Raw genomic sequence first — 17,563 nt, forward strand, 5'->3', positions numbered from 1 at the left:
TCTCATGCCTCCTTTATTGTTTCACCCACTTTTTTAGCTCATGACGCATCAGCTTGTTCGCAGCGTTGCGCGGCAAATGGTCAACAACTTGAATCCGTTTTGGCACTTTATATTTTGCGAGTTTATTCATACAAAATTGCTTTAATTGCTCTTCTGTTATGTGTTCATCATCTAACACAACGAACGCATATGGCACTTGTCCCCATGTTTCATCCGCCACACCGACCACTCCTGCTTCTTTGACAACTTCATGTTGCAAAAGTACGGATTCAATTTCAGCTGGATATACGTTTTCACCACCGGAAATAATTAAGTCCGAGCGACGATCGAGCACATATAAAAATCCTTCTTCATCAATATATCCAATGTCCCCGGTATATAACCAACCGTCTTTTAAAACAGCGGCCGTCGCCTGCTCGTTTCGCCAATATCCCTTCATCACGCTCGGGCCTTTGACAACAATTTCTCCCGCTTCATTTGCATGCATGATTTCCCCATCTTTTTCAATCCGAATGTTCATATGAAAAAGCGGCTTTCCTGCTGAACCATGTTTATGGCGCGCCTCCGGGGATAATGTAGCAACTTGTGAAGCTGTCTCCGTCATTCCGTACGTTTGATATACAGGTATATTCAAGCGATCACACCTTTGCAATAAAGGCGCCGGTACTGGACCGCCACCAACGAGCATGCAGCGGAAAGACGGAGGATACGGCTGTTTCAATTCGTTAACCATTTGTTGCACCATTGTACTCACAGCAGACATGATCGTTATGTTCCGTTGAGCAATGAGTTCGTTTGCGCGCTTCGCATCAAACGAAGACATGATGTACACTCCAATTCCATAAATCACGCTACGCATTAAAATGGACAAACCGCTAACATGAAAAAAAGGAACTGCTGCAAGCCAGCAATCATCTTCACGCAATCCGAGGTTAAGGGCAGAACCGATCGCACTCCACCAATGATTCCCATACGTCTGCATGACACCTTTCGGCTTCCCTGTCGTTCCTGATGTATACATAATCGTTGCTACATCTTCAAAATTGTACATCGTTTGCCATTGTCCATCTCGTTCATTCATATGAACAAACTCATTCCATGTAACCGCTCGTTCATCAGGAAACGATTCATCGCAAACAACGAAACGGGCTCCACTATGTTCAAGTTGCCACCTTACTTCCTCGACTGACAACCGAACATTTTGCAATAAAGCAATAGCGCCAATATATTGAATGGCGTGAATAATTTCGACCATATGCACACTATTTTTCATTAAAACAGCTACAACATCCCCCTTTTTTACACCGAGATACGCGAGTTGCCGCGCCCGTTTTACCGCTCGTTCATGAAGTTCCACAAATGAAACCGCTTCTGTTCCATCATGTAGTGCTATGCGATTCGGCGTGATATGTGCACGTTGAAGCAACCAATTTGGAATCATCTGATTGTCACAACTCCTTCAAAAAAACAGCTTGATGCGCATACCATCAAGCTGTTTTTATGTTTACGGAAAACGTGGGAATTGTTTAAAGTCCGGTTTCCGCTTTTCTTTAAATGCATCGCGTCCTTCTTTCGCTTCATCTGTCGTATAGTAAAGTAGCGTTGCATCTCCTGCAAGCTGTTGAATACCTGCAAGTCCATCTGTATCGGCATTAAATGCCGCCTTTAAGAAACGAATCGCTGTCGGGCTTTTTTCTAAAATTTCCTCCGCCCATTTTACCGTTTCTTCTTCGAGTTGCTCAAGCGGAACAACTTTGTTGACTAATCCCATTTCCAACGCCTCTTGGGCGTTGTATTGGCGGCATAAATACCAAATTTCACGCGCTTTTTTATGGCCGACAATACGTGCTAAATAACCAGCTCCATACCCGCCATCAAAGCTGCCAACTTTCGGCCCTGTTTGTCCGAAGATCGCGTTATCTGCTGCAATCGTTAAGTCACACACGACATGTAGCACATGACCTCCACCGATTGCATAACCAGCGACCATCGCAATAACCGGTTTTGGAATAACGCGAATTAAACGTTGCAAGTCCAACACGTTTAAGCGTGGAATTTGATCGTCGCCAACATATCCCCCATGCCCACGTACTTTTTGATCACCGCCAGAGCAAAACGCTTTGCCACCTGCTCCTGTTAAAATAATGACACCAATATTTGAATCGTCGCGAGCATAAGCAAATGCATCAATTAACTCCATGACCGTTTTCGGGCGAAACGCATTATGTACTTCTGGGCGATTAATTGTAATTTTCGCAATGCCGTTATACGTTTCATATAAAATATCTTCATATTCCCTCTCTTTTACCCATTCAATCGCCATACAACAAGCCTCCTCTTAACACAAATTGTTGAACAAGTGTACAAAACCGTTCACGCTGTTCAATATGCACAACATGCCCAGCATGCGGAACGGTAATGAGCGTTCCGTTTGGTAATAATTGTACCATTTCTGACGCGATTCGACAAAACTTTTCATCATTTTCCCCGCAAATCAACAACGTTGGCATCGTCACTTGATGCAACATGCCCCACCAAGAAGGTTGGGCTCCTGTTCCCATGCCACGTAAACTGTTCGCTAACCCGATCGCTTGATGCTGCAGACGCTCTTCACGCAATTGTTGTTGTACATCTAATGGAAGACGTTGGAGCGAAGAAAACAACGGGATGTTTTCCCATCGCTCAACAAACGACGCCACCCCATGTTGTTCAATAAACTGTGCTAATCGCTCATCTTCTTCGCGCCGTTTTATTCTCTCCTTTTCCGTCTTTAATCCCGGGGAGCTGCTTTCTAATATTAATGTTTGAACAAGATGCGGATAACGAACCGCAAATGTTAGCGCAAGCCTCCCACCCATGGAATAGCCTAAGACGTGAGCTTTTTTTATTTCCAATTGCTCAAGCAATGTAGCAATATGTTTCGCGACCGTTTCAATATGATATCGCTCGACAGAAGAAGGGGCATCTGTCCGTCCATGACCAACGATGTCGATCGCTATGCATTGCATATGCTCGCCCCATGTTTCAACAAACGGATGCCACGTGCGACAGCTACCTGTAAAGCCGTGCAGCAATAAGAGCGGCTGCCCGCTTCCGTACATTTCTACATAATACGTTTGCCCATGAATGACAAACTTCATGCCCATTCCCCTTTATTCAACAAGTTGCACATTTCCTGGGAAACATCTTTCCACAATTTTTGATGGATTTTGACATTATATTCGCGTGACGAAGGGACTTCAATGACATTTAACGTCTCACGGGAAAATGCATTTGTTAACGCTTGACGGAAATGTTCCCACGTCTCTACCTTTTCATAATGCCCGTCATACATGTCGACAACATGGTGAAATGATAAATGCGTCGGCGTTCCAAATAACCGTTCAAAATGCTTTCGTTCATTCGCCTGTGGCAAAAAGGAGAAAATGCCTCCACCGTTATTGTTTAATACGATGATTGTCGCATGTAGCTTTTGTAATTTAGCCGCAAGTAAACCATTTACATCGTGATAAAACGACAAGTCTCCAATGACTAGCACAAGCGGTTGGGCAACATAGCTTGCCCCGAGAGCGCTCGATACAACCCCATCAATTCCGTTCGCCCCACGATTGGCTAATAAGCGAATTCGTTTATTCGATGACATAAAAAATGTATCCGCATCGCGAATCGGCATGCTGTTTCCGACGAAAAGAGTCGCCCCATCAGGCAATAGTTCACATAATTCAATAAACACTTTTCCTTCGAACATATCCTCTTCTTCTTTTGCTTGCAACAATATTCGCTTCGCTTGTTCATTCATTTTTTTCCATTCATTGACCCATTGTGACGAACGGTTCGCAGTAGAAGCACGTTCAGCTAATTGATAGCAAAATTGCACTTCATTTGCCTCAACAAGCGTATGAAGTGATAATGTCGGGTCTCGCCAATGTGCTGCTTCATCGACGACAATTTGCTTCGCTTGTTTATGATGTTGTAACCAAACGTAAAGCGATTTAGATACAGGCATTGCTCCGAAACGAATCACTACATCTGGAGCGAACCGTTTCATAAACGATTCACATTTTAACATCGCATCATACGATTCAATAATGAACCGCTTTTCATGTACACCTGTTCGCAAGGAAGAGAGCGGATCAGCTAAAATAGGATATTGCAATGCTTCAGCTAACTGAACAACCGCTTCAGAAAACCCTTCTACATGCAAATCCCCACATACAATTACCCCTTTTTCGACATTGCGCAGTTGTTCATACAATTCATCGATCATGTCTTCGCTCAGATGCTTACTTCCTCTATAAGTAGCACGAGCGGAAGAAGACGACGAAAATAATGGTTCGTTGATTTTAGGAACGAGCGGTTCGCGTAGCGGAACATTAATGTGAACCGGGCCTTTCGGAACAGATGATGCAACACATACTGCACGGGCAGCTACCATTTCCGCATAGCGAATCATCTGCTCACTCCCTTCTGGAAGAGCCATATCAACGAACCATTTTACATACGAACCGTACATATGCAGTTGATCAATCGCCTGTGGCGCTCCGACATCGCGCAGTTCATGAGGCCGATCAGCTGTAATAACGACAAGCGGAACACGGGCATAATATGCCTCAACGATTGCTGGGTAATAATTGGCTACTGCCGTTCCAGATGTGCAAACGAGAGCGACTGGCTTCCCGGAAACTTTCGCGATGCCTAATGCGAAAAAGGCAGCAGAACGCTCGTCAATATGGACGTGAATATTTAAAGCTGGATGTTCTGCCATAATCATCGCAAGAGGGGTAGAACGGGAACCTGGACTAACTACAACTTGCTGTATCCCCATATGAGCTAATTGCTCAACAAACGCTGCAACGTATACCGTCATGTCATTCATCTTCATTTCCCCTCCAACGCTAATAACATCGGCTTAAACTTTACATTCGTTTCCTCATACTCGCTACGCGGATTAGAGTGAGCAACAATACCACATCCAGCAAATAAATGCGCTTCATGATCATGAAGTAATGCCGATCGAATCGCCACCGCAAACTCTCCATTTCCTTTAGCGTCAACCCAACCAATTGGAGCAGCATACCATCCGCGATCGAGCGGCTCAATCTCCCGAATCGTTTGCACTGCCTTTTCTTTTGGGAATCCTCCGAGCGCTGGTGTCGGATGTAGTCGTTCAACAAGAGAAAAAATAGAAACGTCATCGTGAACTTTCGCACGAACAGGTGTGTACAAATGTTGAATATGTCGCATTTTTAAGAGAACCGGCTCACTCGGAACGATGACTTCCGCACATACTTCGTTCATCGCACGTTCAATCATATCGACTACAAACGCATGCTCGTGACGATTTTTTTCATCTCTTAACAACCATCGACCAAGTTCTTCATCTTCCTTTATCGTATGCCCACGGCGGATAGACCCTGCCAAGCAAGCTGTTTCACATATATCTTCGTTCTTTTTAACAAGCTGTTCCGGTGATGCCCCGATGAAGCAAGCTGATCCGTTTTCAAATGCGAAAATATAGCTCATCGGCTGTTGTTCGCGCAACGAGCGCAACACATGAGCATAGTTTAGCCGCTCAGAAAAGGAAAGAAACAGTTCACGAGCTAAAACAATTTTTTCAATGACTCCATGCTGAATGAGACGCGTTGCATGATGAACAGCATGAAGCCAATGATCGCGCGCGACTTCCTCTTTTTTTACAATGTACGAGCCGCCCCATTCCCCTTCCTCGTGCTGTGCAAATAACGAATCGATCATATGCTCGATTTGTTCAAGGGATTCATGAACGACGTTAACTGTAAGCCACGTTTCATCTTGTTTCTTCGTCAACAAAAATGTAGGCACAACAAACTGAGCAGAAGGGAAGTTATCCCAATGTTCAGCTGATCGCTTCATCGGATCAAAAGCAAATCCCCCAAACATAAGCGGTCCTTCACCTTGAATGAAAGCGCCTTCCACCATTTGTTTCCATGCATATTCCACTTCACGAAACCGCTCACTCGTCTTATCTTCGCTTTTTATGACGTACGCATGTCCAAGGCCAACAAACGTTTGTTCACGCAAACAATCTGACCAGTAAAAACGCTGACCGTGGAATAACTTTGCGCCAGCTTCAAAAAAGGTGAGTGGGTCGATTTGTTCTATTTTTACAGCGACACTAGCCATATGCCTTTTTTTGTTTAACGCATCACGCACTTGGTCAATAACTTTGCTTTGATATAAAGTAACCACCTTGTATCACGCCTATACTTAAACTTTTTATCCCTTTTCCATTATAATATTGTTTTTTAGAGATAGGAAACAATTTATGTTGTCAAGACATTGACACATTTTCCCCTCTTCCCTAAACTTATTGTGAACGACATTTTACTTAAAGGAGAAGAAGGGTATGCCAACACCAGTACGTTCAAATACCGAAACTGTTCACTATAAACGAGACTGGCGCGTTTGGTGGCGCCTATTGCGACCACATACGCTGACTGCGGCGTTCGTTCCTGTTTCCATTGGTACGGTGCTTGCCGTAGATGAAGCACCAATTCACTTCCCTTTATTCATTGCCATGCTCGTTGCCTCATTATTTATCCAAGCTGCAACAAATATGTTTAATGAATATTACGATTACAAAAGAGGGCTCGATACACCCGAATCTGTCGGCATCGGTGGGGCTATTGTCCGCGATGGCATTTCGCCAAAAACCGTTTTATTGCTCGCTTGGTCTTTCTTTGCGATCGCTATGCTACTCGGCGTTTATATTTGCGCCAATAGCAGTTGGTGGCTAGCTTTCATCGGCACGATTTGCATGGCTGCGGGATATTTTTATACAGGAGGACCTGTTCCGATTGCTTATACGCCGTTTGGAGAGTTAGCGGCAGGCTTCTTCATGGGTCTTACCATTATTTTAATTTCATTTTTTATTCAAACAGGCACAATTACAACGACGCCTATGCTTGTCTCTGTCCCTATCTCTATTTTAGTCGGAGCCATCTTGTTAGCCAATAACATTCGCGACTTAGATGGAGATAAAAAAAGCGGTCGGAAAACATTAGCTATTTTGCTTGGAAGACAACGCGCCATTTGGCTATTAGGTAGCATGTTTATTGCATCGTTTTTATGGATCGTATGGCTCGTTTTTAACAAAACGATCTCGCCGTGGACGTTGCTTGTATTTTTCAGCATACCAAAAGCATGGCAAGCGACAAAAGGGTTCGTTGGAAAAACAAAACCAATTGAAATGATGCCGGCAATGAAAGCAACAGCCCAAACAAATACGCAATTCGGGTTTCTACTTGTCATTGGTCTGTTCATTCATTATTGGATACAATAGCTAGCTAGAAAAACTATAGCGTTCGTGCTATGGTTTTTTCTTTTTAGTAAATACTATGCGTAGTGAAACGTTAAGGAGGGATGATATTGCATCATGTAGCCGCTTTGCGTAAACGGTTGTTGCAAGAAAAACAACAAATCGAACAGCGACTAAAGCAAAACGACCATTTCGGGCTCACAAAAACGTCTGCCCATGATTCCGTTGGGGAGTTATCGAATTACGATAACCATCCCGCAGATAGCGGAACAGAGCTGTATGAGCGGGAAAAAGATCTCGCATTAAACGAGCATACGGAACGAGAGCTTCACGATATCGAGCGCGCATTACAAGCGATGGAAGAAGGGACATATGGAATTTGTGAAGTATGTGGAAGACCAATTCCATTGGAGCGTCTTGAAGCCATTCCAACAACGACGTTTTGTAAAGAACATAGCACCGATCAAGCCGTTTCACAACAGCGTCCCATTGAAGAAAGCGTGCTGTCTCCCCCATTCGGCGAATTTGTCGTTCATGAGGACGCAGAAACATTTGATGCCGAAGATAGCTGGCAAAAGGTTGCTCGCTTCGGTACGTCCGATACACCTTCCGACGTGCAAGAAGATGCGGAACATTATGATCGAATGTATATCGACGCAGGGGAACAAATTGGATACGTAGAGCCATTTGAAACATTTGCAGCAACAGACCTTTACGGAACAGGTATTACCATTTATCCAAATATCGTCCACGAGCAATACGAACAAATGCTTGATGATGAACAGCTTATGTCCCCGCTCGGTGATCTTCCCGCTTATGAGAAAGATCCTTATACTTCTTAAAAAAGGACTGTCCGATAAGTCCCTAAAATGAAGCAAGTGGAGAAAAACAATTCGTTTCTCTCCACTTGCTTTTATATTTTCTCGATGTTTAATGAAAGTAGCTGACGGATGCCGGCTACTTTCGGAAAGTTGTGGGCTAATGCCACAATCCCTTTTTGTTAGTGAATGCGCCAAATGTCGTGAGCATATTCTTCAATGGTTCGGTCGCTTGAAAAATATCCCGAACAAGCGATATTTACGACGCTCATTTCTAGCCATTTATTGCGATTTTCATACGTTGTCCCAACCCGCTGTTGCGCATCAGCATACGATGCAAAATCGCGCAAAACAAAATATTGATCATTATGGGCGAGCAACGAATCGTAAATCGGTTCAAAATGGTCGTATGCATCAGGGAAAAAGCCATTCACAAGTTGGTTGACCACTTGATGAATGCGCTGATCATGATGATAATATTCATACGAATGATAACCGCCATTTGCATAATAATGCAACACTTCTTCCGCGGTTAACCCAAAAATAAACATATTATCATGACCAACGCGCTCTAAAATTTCAATATTTGCCCCGTCAAGTGTTCCAATCGTAATCGCTCCGTTCATCATGAATTTCATATTTCCCGTTCCAGATGCTTCTTTACTAGCTGTCGAAATTTGTTCGCTCACATCAGCAGCTGGAAAAATCTTTTCTGCTAACGAAACACGGTAATTTTCTAAAAAAATGACTTTTAATCGCCCATTAATTTGCTCATCACCATTCACTTTTTGCGCCACGGAATTAATTAACTTAATGATTCTTTTCGCATAATGATATCCCGGTGATGCTTTTGCGCCAAAAATGAACGTGCGCGGATGCATGTCAAAATGCTCATCCTCTTTTAGCCGATTATATAAATGCATAATATGCAACACATTTAACAACTGCCGTTTATATGCATGCAGCCGCTTCACTTGCACATCAAAAATCGACGAATCATCCACAACAACCCCTGTTTTTTCGTAAATATATTTTGCCAACTGTTGTTTATGGTGGTGTTTCACTTTTGCTAATTTCTCTTGAAACGAGTGATCCGTTGCATACTTTTTGAGTTGGATGAGCTGCTCAGGTTGTTTCACCCATTCCGTTCCAATGGCTTCACTAACTAATGTGGAAAGTTGAGGATTAGCTTTTAATAACCAACGTCGATGTGTAATACCGTTCGTTTTATTATTAAATTTTTCTGGAAAATACTCATAAAACCATTTCATTTCGCGATGCTTTAAAATTTCAGAGTGGATTTTCGCAACCCCATTTACACTATAACTTCCTACAATTGCTAAATGAGCCATCTTCACTAATCCGTGGGCAATGATGGCCATCTCCTCAATCCTTTTCCAATCACCAGGATATCGATTCCATAAATCACGACAAAACCGTTCGTTAATTTCTTGCACAATCATATAAATTCGCGGCAAAAGTGGTTGAAAAATGTAGATTGGCCATTTTTCTAACGCTTCAGATAATGTTGTATGATTCGTATAAGAAATCGTATTCGTCGTAATATGCCACGCTTCGTCCCATCCCATTCCTTCCTCATCTAGCAAGATGCGCATAAGTTCTGGAATCGCTAATACAGGATGCGTGTCATTCACATGAATAGCTACGTGGCGATGGAAATGATGTAAATGTCCGTACCGCTGACGATAATCACGTACAATGCTCCCGATACTTGCAGCAACAAGAAAATATTGTTGTTTTAGTCTTAAAATTTTCCCTTCATCATTTGTGTCATCAGGGTATAAAAATTCAGAAATTGCTTCCGTTTCCCTTTTATACTGCATCACATGCTTATGAAGCGGAAATTTGGCAGGCTCGGCACTCCATAGTCGCAACGTATTTACAGTCGTCGTATCATATCCGATAACAGGCATATCGTAAGGGACGGCCATCACTTTTTCCGTATCATAATGTCGAAACGTTAACCGACCGTTTTGTTCGTAGCATTCCACTTTCCCCCAAAAATTGACCTCTACCGCTAAATCCTCTTTTTTCACTTCCCAAACGTTTCCATGACGCAACCATTGTTCCGGGAGTTCGACTTGATAACCATTTACAATTTTTTGATCAAACAACCCATGCTTATATCGAATACCTTGACCATGCCCGGGCAAGTCAAGCGAAGCAAGCGAGTCTAAAAAACAAGCAGCTAGGCGCCCGAGCCCTCCATTTCCTAGTCCCGCGTCAATTTCTACTTCTTCAATATGACTTAATTCAATACCAAGTTCTTTCAACCCTTCTTCGACAACATCTCTTATGCCGAGATTCATTAAATTACTTCCTAGCAACCGTCCCAACAAAAATTCGATGGATAAATAATATACTTGCTTTTTATGCTCAGCACGGTATCGTTCGTTCGTTTGGATCCAATGTTTACTAATATACTCGCGAATCATATGTCCTAACGTATTGTACTGATCGAGAACGGTCGATTCCCAAAAACGTTTTCCGTACATCATTTCTAATCGTTTTAAAAACGTTTGTTTGAACTCTTCCTTATTCGTGAACATAGATGCCACTCCCAGCCATTAGTTCGTCGTATAGTTGATTGTATTTGAATGCCGATTTTGCCCAACTGTAGTCACGACTCATCGCCTGCTTCATAATTGTTTCCCATATTTCTTTTTGTTCATAAAATGAACGAGCCCGGTGAATCGTATATAACATGTCATGGGCGTTAAAGTTTTTAAACGTAAAACCTGTTCCTTCTTTCGTGAATTCGTTAAATGACTGCACCGTATCGTTTAACCCACCTGTTTCTCGAACGATCGGCACGGCCCCGTAACGCATCGCAATGAGCTGCCCAAGACCGCACGGCTCAAACTGAGATGGCATTAAAAACATATCAGCACCGGCATAAATTTGATGGGCAAGCTGCTCCGAGAAACCGATATATACCCGCACACGATCCGGATACGTCATTGCCATTTCGTGAAAGAAATGTTCAAATTCCCACTCTCCTGTTCCGAGAATAATCATTTGCACGTGTTCAGCAATGATTTCATGAAATACACATTTGACCAAATCCAACCCTTTTTGCTTTGTTAATCTCGAAACGATCGCAATTACCGGAACATCTTCCTCTGACGGTAACGAAAAATGTTGTTGAAGCGCCCGTTTATTTATGCTTTTTCGCGCAATCGTCGTCACATCATATGGCACTGCAATATATGGGTCCTTTTTCGGATTATATATTTCATCATCAATCCCATTTAAAATACCAACTAAATGTGAGCTTCGCGCACGCAACAGTCCGTCAAGCCGCTCACCGTAATACGGTGTTTGAATCTCTTCTTTATACGTCGGACTAACAGTAGTGATCAGATGTGCGGAGACGAGCGCCCCTTTCATAAAACTGACATGTCCGTAAAACTCTAAATGTTCAATTGAAAAATAGCGGTCGCTTAAATTTAGCAAGTCCCCTAAAATTTCGCGTGGAAAAATGCCTTGGAACTGCAAATTATGAATTGTAAATACCGTTTTCATCTGTGCGTAAAATGAATTTCTCATATATTCTTCACGCAACAAAAATGGGATCATTCCTGTATGCCAATCATGACAATGAATGACATTTGGCTGAAAGTCGATGACCGGAAGACAGTCCAGAACGGCCCGGCAAAAATATGAAAAACGCTCGCCATCATCGTAATGCCCATACAATGAATCGCGTTTAAAATAATATTCGTTGTCGACGAAATAGTATGTGATTCCTTCATGTTCTAACTGTTCAATTCCACAATATTGCCTTCTCCAGCCAACGCGAACAACGAGTTCAGCTATTTTTTTCATTTTTTGACGCATATGTTGCGGAATCAATCCATATTTCGGCAACATGACACGCACGTCGGTTCCGAGCTTTTTCAGCTCTTTTGGTAGCGCACCAGCAACATCGGCTAAACCGCCTGTTTTCACAAATGGTACACATTCTGATACAACAAATAACACTTTCACGATTTCATCAGCGCTCCTTGTATTGTCCCTTTTCGAATGACGATCGGCTGCTTCGGCGTCCCGATCAATTGGACGCCATCGCCAATACGAGCATCTTTATCTATGATGACATACTCGAGGTAACAATTTTCTCCAATTTGACTTTTTTGCATGACGACACTATTTTGGACAACGGTTCCTTTTCCGATTTTAACTGCCCTCGAAATAATGCTATTTTCAATCTTTCCTTCAATGATGCATCCGTTCGCAATCATCGCATTGCGAACGCAAGCGTGCGATGTATACTTTGTCGGTGGCTCATCTTTTACTTTCGTATAAATAGGTCTCCCTTTTAAAAACAATTGTTTCCACACATCTGGTTGAAGAAGCTCCAAACTATGATGAAAATAACGCTCGATGCTATCAATGACCGCAACGTACCCATTATATTCATAGTCGCATACCGTTAATCCGTTCGTTTCATCATTGACGACGTCGACAATACTTTGGTAGCGATTGTTTTGTTGATTTGCAATTAAATCAAGCAACAATGATGTTTCTAAAATAAACATATCAAGTGATTGACCACGATCACATATGCGGGTAATGTCGCAATGGTTGGTAATATGACGCTTTAACACTTCTTCATAATCAATATTACACACTGTATAGCTATTGCAAATGAGAGCGTATTTTTGCGTGCTTCTCAAAAAGTAGTCAATATGTTGTTGAAAATGTTGAAACGAGCCGATATGGGAAATCGGAAGATCAGGCGAAGGAAAAAAAAATAATCCATCACGTTTTCGGTTCAAATCCCAATTTTTCCCCGAACCAAGATGATCCATTAACGAGCGGTATTGATACTTTGGAAAAATAGCGACACTTTCAATACCTGAGTTCACCATATTCGACAAAACAAAATCGATTAATCGGTAACGCCCAGCAAACGGGACAGCCGCAATCGAACGCTGGAGCGTTAAATCGTTCATTTCCTTCTTATATGTTGTAGCATCAATGACCCCAAGCATTAATTTTCCCACAGCTTTTCATCCTCTCTCTCTGAAAAATGTCCCAAAAGCCCCTCTGTTACAAGAATAACTTCCCCTTCAGATGAACTAGCATAAATCGAAGTTCCGTCTGGAATTTCTATGTTCGGTGGAACAATTGCTTTTTCAATGTATACATTTTTTCCAATGACCGCATTGGGCATAACAACGCAATCTTTTACCGTTGCACCTTGTGCAATGTGCACCCCTTGAAACAACACAGAATGCTCTACATACCCTTCAACAATGCATCCTTCATTCACTAAAGATTCTTTTACTTGCGCATATGGAGCAATATATTGCGGTGGCTCATTCGGATTGACAGAATAAATGCGCCACGTATGATCGAATAAGTTTAATGCCGGGGTATCTTCGAGTAAATCCATATTTGCTTCCCATAAACTCTTTACTGTACCGACATCTTTCCAATATCCTTTAAATGGATAGGCAACAAGTCGCTTTTTTTCATCGATAAGTAAAGGGATAATATCCTTGCCAAAATCATGGCTCGAACGATCGTTGCGATTGTCCATTTCCAAATATTCTTTTAAAACAGACCATTTAAAAATATAAATGCCCATGGAGGCTAAATTATTTTTCGGATGAGCTGGCTTTTCTTCAAACTCAACAATTTCCATCTCCTCATTTGTGTTCATAATGCCAAAACGACTCGCTTCTTCCCATGGCACTTCAATAACAGAAATCGTCACATCTGCCTTTTTCTTGATATGGTATTGCAGCATATACTCATAGTTCATTTTATAAATATGGTCACCGGAAAGAATGAGCACGTACTCGGGATCATATTGCTTTAAATAATTTAAATTTTGATAAATCGCGTTTGCTGTTCCTTTATACCACCGCATTTCAGACGATTCTGCATACGGTGGAAGAACGGCCACCCCTCCATGTTTTCGATCCAAATCCCATGCACTACCAATTCCAATATACGTATTTAACTCTAGCGGTTGATATTGAGTCAGCACGCCAACTGTATCAATACCGGAATTGGCGCAATTACTTAATGTAAAATCAATAATGCGATACTTTCCCCCAAACGGCACAGCGGGCTTAGCTAAATTTTTTGTTAATGAACTTAACCTACTTCCCTGTCCCCCTGCGAGCAGCATAGCGACGCACTTTTTTCGTACCATAGCTTTCCTTCCCTTCTCTTTTTCTAGTTGGCCGTAAAATAGTGATAGCATACGGCGGAATCGTCATTCGAATGTGGTACGGCTTTCCGTGATACGGTTCTTCACATGCCTTAAGTGGCTTTTTGTTTATATGTCCCGCACCACCGTACATCACATCATCGCTGTTGAATACTTCCCGATATGATGTCAGAAATGGCACACCAATTTTGTAATTGTCATATACAACATTTGTGAAGTTACAAACAACAATTAGCGTATCTTCCTCTTTTTTTCCGCGCCGAATAAAAGAAAAAATACTTTGTTCAGCGTTGTTCACATCAATCCATTCAAACCCATTTGGATCATGATCATATTCATATAGTGCTTTTTGTTTTTTATAAAAATACGTGAGGGATTTCACGTAATCATCCATTTTTCGATGCATATCAAAATCAAATAGCACCCAGTCGAGTTGTTCTAAATCTTTCCACTCATCAAACTGTCCGAACTCTCCACCCATAAATAATAGTTTTTTTCCTGGATGAGTCATAAAATAGCCGTAAAGCAAGCGAAGTTGGGCGAATTTATCCCAATAATCGCCGGGCATCTTATTCAGTAACGATTTTTTTCCATGTACTACTTCGTCATGAGATAAAGGTAAAATAAAGTTTTCCGTATAAGCATAAAGTAGAGAAAACGTCATTTTGTGATGCATATGTTTTCGTTCACCCATGCCCGTTTCCATATAACTTAACACGTCGTTCATCCAGCCCATATTCCATTTATAGTTAAATCCTAACCCGCCATCATACGTCGGCGCTGTTACTTTCGGCCAATCAGTTGAATCTTCTGCAATCATTAGCACGCTTGGATCAAAAGCAAATACAACTTCATTCAGCTTTTTTAAAAATGAAATCGCATATGGATTTGGATGCAGCACATCGCTGTTCGGCCAATAAAGCATGTTCGCAACAGCATCGACACGAAAACCGTCAATATGATAATACTGCAGCCAAAACAGAGCATTTGAAATTAAGAAACTATGCACTTCCGGCTTTCCTAAGTCAAAATTCGCCGTTCCCCAAACAATATTTTCGCGATCTTGCACATTCACATATTCATACGTCGGTTCACCATCAAACATATACAATCCGTGTGCATCTTTACAAAAATGTCCAGGGACCCAATCTAAAATGACACCAATTCCTTCTTGATGGCACCGATCGATGAAATACATCAAATCGTGTGGCGTTCCATACCGACTTGTTGCAGCATAATAACCTGTTCCTTGATATCCCCACGAGCGATCGAGCGGATGCTCAATAAGTGGTAACAACTCGATATGAGTAAATCCATGTTCAACAACATAAGGAATTAACTCATCTGCCATCTCCCTATATGTATAAAACTGCCCATCATCTTTCTTTTTCCATGTACCAAAATGAACTTCATAAATAAACATAGGTTGGTCATAAACCCGTTTACGTTTTTTCTTCCTTTGCCACGCCTGATCATTCCATTTATATCCATCTAATTCATATACAATAGAGGCAGTATTGGGGCGTTCTTCTGCATAAAACGCGTATGGGTCAGCTTTAAGAAAGGTGCGTCCATCTTTTGTTATGATTTCGTATTTATATAGATGCCCTTCTAAATTTTCATGGACAACAATCATCCATACTCCTTGTTCATTTATTTTTGTTAATTTATGTTGTTCCCCGTTCCAGTTGTTAAACGTTCCAACAAGCCGAATTTCTTTAGCATGTGGAGCCCATACACAAAAACGAGTGACAATCGTTCCATCTTGTTTCACTAAATGCGCGCCAAATAATTGATAACTTTGATAAAATGTTCCTTCATGGAATAAATGCATCTGCAAATCAGTTGGACTCATCGTTAACAAGCGCCTTCTCACCCTTTCTGAAATAAAATGTTCAAAAACAATTACGTACTGAATATATTACACAAGGCTATATAAAATTCCTGTAAGAAAATTAAGATATTTTTCGACATTGTTCAACAAATCACATAAAAAATGTGACGAAATGAAAATCAATATGAACGTTCATATAATTATCACTTGAGTAGCAAATGATAATTATATAAAATAGTTTATAGTAATTATTATTTATATTTTTTAATATTAAATTTAAATAAGGGGAATGCATAATGTACGATTATCATCACTTGCCACATATGAAAGCACAAACTGCGTCAAAAAAGGCGCTTTGGACGACATTGATATTAACAACTTTTTTCACGATTGTGGAGATCATTGGAGGCATTTTATCCAACTCCCTCGCCTTGTTGTCAGACTCGGCACATATGGCTTCTGATGTCATTGCATTAAGCTTAAGCATGATTGCGATTTACTTAGCTTCCCGTCCGCCCAATGAAAGATTCACGTTTGGCTATTTACGTTTTGAAATTATTGCGTCATTTTTGAATGGCCTAGCGCTCGTGATTATTGCTATTGGGATTTTCATTGAGGGGATTCGTCGTTTTATTCATCCTGAAAACATTCAGTTTTCACTCATGTTAACGATCGCAACGATCGGTTTTGTCGTTAATCTCATATTAACCATCGTCTTAAGTAGGAGCATAAAGGAAGAAGAAAATTTAAATGTAAAAAGCGCATTATGGCATTTCATTGGTGATTTATTAAGTTCCATCGGTGTCATTATTTCAGCCATACTCATTTACTTTACAGGGCTATATATGTTCGATCCGCTTATTAGCATCGTGATTGGTACTATTATTTTTATAGGCGGGGCAAAAATTGTTCGTGAATCATATTTTATTTTAATGGATGCCGTGCCCCCTCAATTTGACATCGAGCGTATTCGCACCGATATTCTCGCTGTTGAAGGGGTTGAAGATGTACATGAACTGCATATTTGGGCCATTTCAACCGATCATTATTCTTTAACAGCGCATGTTCTTATCAACGAATGCATCCAGCCATTTTGCATCATTTTAGCTATTAATGAACTGCTAAAGGAAAAATACAATCTCTCTCATGTAACTGTTCAGGTGGAACATCCATCTATTCATCAACATGGCGAGTATGGAAAAAAGTTTTTAGAAAAGAGAAATGACGTGAGTGAACCGTACGAAAATGAGGATAACTTAGCGGACTTTTAAAGTCAGTTTGTTGAGAAAAACGATGCATCTAATACAAAAAAGTAGGGCTAACCTTACAAGGTTAGCCCTACTTTTATTAGTGACCCGTACGGGATTCGAACCCGTGTTACCGCCGTGAAAGGGCGGTGTCTTAAC

General features: G+C 41.4%; 13 protein-coding genes. 3 read left to right on the top strand and 10 right to left on the bottom strand.

The annotated features are described in order from the left end of the window. Positions 1 to 13: 13 nt before the first annotated feature. The 5 genes from V7Z64_RS01075 to V7Z64_RS01095 all read right to left on the bottom strand — a co-directional run bounded on the left by V7Z64_RS01075 (position 14) and on the right by V7Z64_RS01095 (position 6,228). Positions 14 to 1,441 carry an o-succinylbenzoate--CoA ligase gene (locus V7Z64_RS01075; RefSeq protein ID WP_297987442.1) on the bottom strand — a complete coding sequence of 476 codons (1,428 nt, stop codon included), beginning with the start codon at positions 1,439 to 1,441 and terminating at the stop codon, positions 14 to 16. 63 nt (positions 1,442 to 1,504) lie between these two features. Next, positions 1,505 to 2,323 (bottom strand): 1,4-dihydroxy-2-naphthoyl-CoA synthase, encoded by an 819-nt coding sequence (menB, locus tag V7Z64_RS01080; RefSeq protein ID WP_003397737.1) that lies wholly within the window; start codon positions 2,321 to 2,323, stop codon positions 1,505 to 1,507. Then, positions 2,313 to 3,140: a 2-succinyl-6-hydroxy-2,4-cyclohexadiene-1-carboxylate synthase gene (gene menH, locus V7Z64_RS01085; RefSeq protein ID WP_297987438.1), complete on the bottom strand. Its 828-nt coding sequence runs from the start codon at positions 3,138 to 3,140 to the stop codon at positions 2,313 to 2,315. Before menH ends, menB begins: the two co-directional genes overlap by 11 nt. Then, positions 3,137 to 4,876 (bottom strand): 2-succinyl-5-enolpyruvyl-6-hydroxy-3-cyclohexene-1-carboxylic-acid synthase, encoded by a 1,740-nt coding sequence (gene menD, locus V7Z64_RS01090; protein ID WP_297987436.1) that lies wholly within the window; start codon positions 4,874 to 4,876, stop codon positions 3,137 to 3,139. Before menD ends, menH begins: the two co-directional genes overlap by 4 nt. Positions 4,877 to 4,878: 2 nt before the next feature. Continuing rightward, a complete protein-coding gene (locus V7Z64_RS01095; protein ID WP_297987434.1) occupies positions 4,879 to 6,228 on the bottom strand; it encodes an isochorismate synthase in 1,350 nt (449 codons plus the stop codon). Positions 6,229 to 6,385: 157 nt separating this feature from the next. Between V7Z64_RS01095 and V7Z64_RS01100 the strand changes: the two genes are divergently transcribed. Beyond that, the gene (locus V7Z64_RS01100; RefSeq protein WP_297987432.1) at positions 6,386 to 7,321 is read left to right on the top strand and encodes a 1,4-dihydroxy-2-naphthoate polyprenyltransferase; all 936 of its coding nucleotides are present in this window, start codon (positions 6,386 to 6,388) and stop codon (positions 7,319 to 7,321) included. Between the two features lie 80 nt (positions 7,322 to 7,401). Further along, the gene (locus tag V7Z64_RS01105; protein WP_297987430.1) at positions 7,402 to 8,139 is read left to right on the top strand and encodes a yteA family sporulation protein; all 738 of its coding nucleotides are present in this window, start codon (positions 7,402 to 7,404) and stop codon (positions 8,137 to 8,139) included. A gap of 158 nt (positions 8,140 to 8,297) precedes the next feature. On the opposite strand, the gene V7Z64_RS01110 is transcribed toward V7Z64_RS01105, so the two are convergent. The 5 genes from V7Z64_RS01110 to glgB are packed head-to-tail and all read right to left on the bottom strand — an operon-like array spanning position 8,298 to position 16,178. Next, positions 8,298 to 10,685 carry a glycogen/starch/alpha-glucan phosphorylase gene (locus tag V7Z64_RS01110; protein WP_297987428.1) on the bottom strand — a complete coding sequence of 796 codons (2,388 nt, stop codon included), beginning with the start codon at positions 10,683 to 10,685 and terminating at the stop codon, positions 8,298 to 8,300. After that, positions 10,672 to 12,126, bottom strand: coding sequence for a glycogen synthase GlgA (glgA, locus tag V7Z64_RS01115; protein WP_297987426.1), 1,455 nt, complete (start codon positions 12,124 to 12,126; stop codon positions 10,672 to 10,674). The genes V7Z64_RS01110 and glgA overlap by 14 nt, the downstream gene beginning before the upstream one ends. Then, complete coding sequence (locus tag V7Z64_RS01120; protein ID WP_297987424.1) at positions 12,123 to 13,145, bottom strand: sugar phosphate nucleotidyltransferase; 1,023 nt, start codon at positions 13,143 to 13,145, stop codon at positions 12,123 to 12,125. Before V7Z64_RS01120 ends, glgA begins: the two co-directional genes overlap by 4 nt. Beyond that, complete coding sequence (locus V7Z64_RS01125; RefSeq protein WP_297987422.1) at positions 13,133 to 14,305, bottom strand: glucose-1-phosphate adenylyltransferase; 1,173 nt, start codon at positions 14,303 to 14,305, stop codon at positions 13,133 to 13,135. Before V7Z64_RS01125 ends, V7Z64_RS01120 begins: the two co-directional genes overlap by 13 nt. Further along, positions 14,253 to 16,178, bottom strand: coding sequence for a 1,4-alpha-glucan branching enzyme (gene glgB, locus V7Z64_RS01130; protein ID WP_334109292.1), 1,926 nt, complete (start codon positions 16,176 to 16,178; stop codon positions 14,253 to 14,255). The genes V7Z64_RS01125 and glgB overlap by 53 nt, the downstream gene beginning before the upstream one ends. 275 nt (positions 16,179 to 16,453) lie before the next feature. On the opposite strand from glgB, the gene V7Z64_RS01135 reads away from it, so the two are divergent. Next, positions 16,454 to 17,428 carry a cation diffusion facilitator family transporter gene (locus tag V7Z64_RS01135; protein ID WP_297987420.1) on the top strand — a complete coding sequence of 325 codons (975 nt, stop codon included), beginning with the start codon at positions 16,454 to 16,456 and terminating at the stop codon, positions 17,426 to 17,428. Positions 17,429 to 17,563 lie beyond the last annotated feature (135 nt).

The organism is Anoxybacillus sp. (genome assembly GCF_036834105.1).
Taxonomy (GTDB): Bacteria; Bacillota; Bacilli; order Bacillales; family Anoxybacillaceae; genus Anoxybacillus.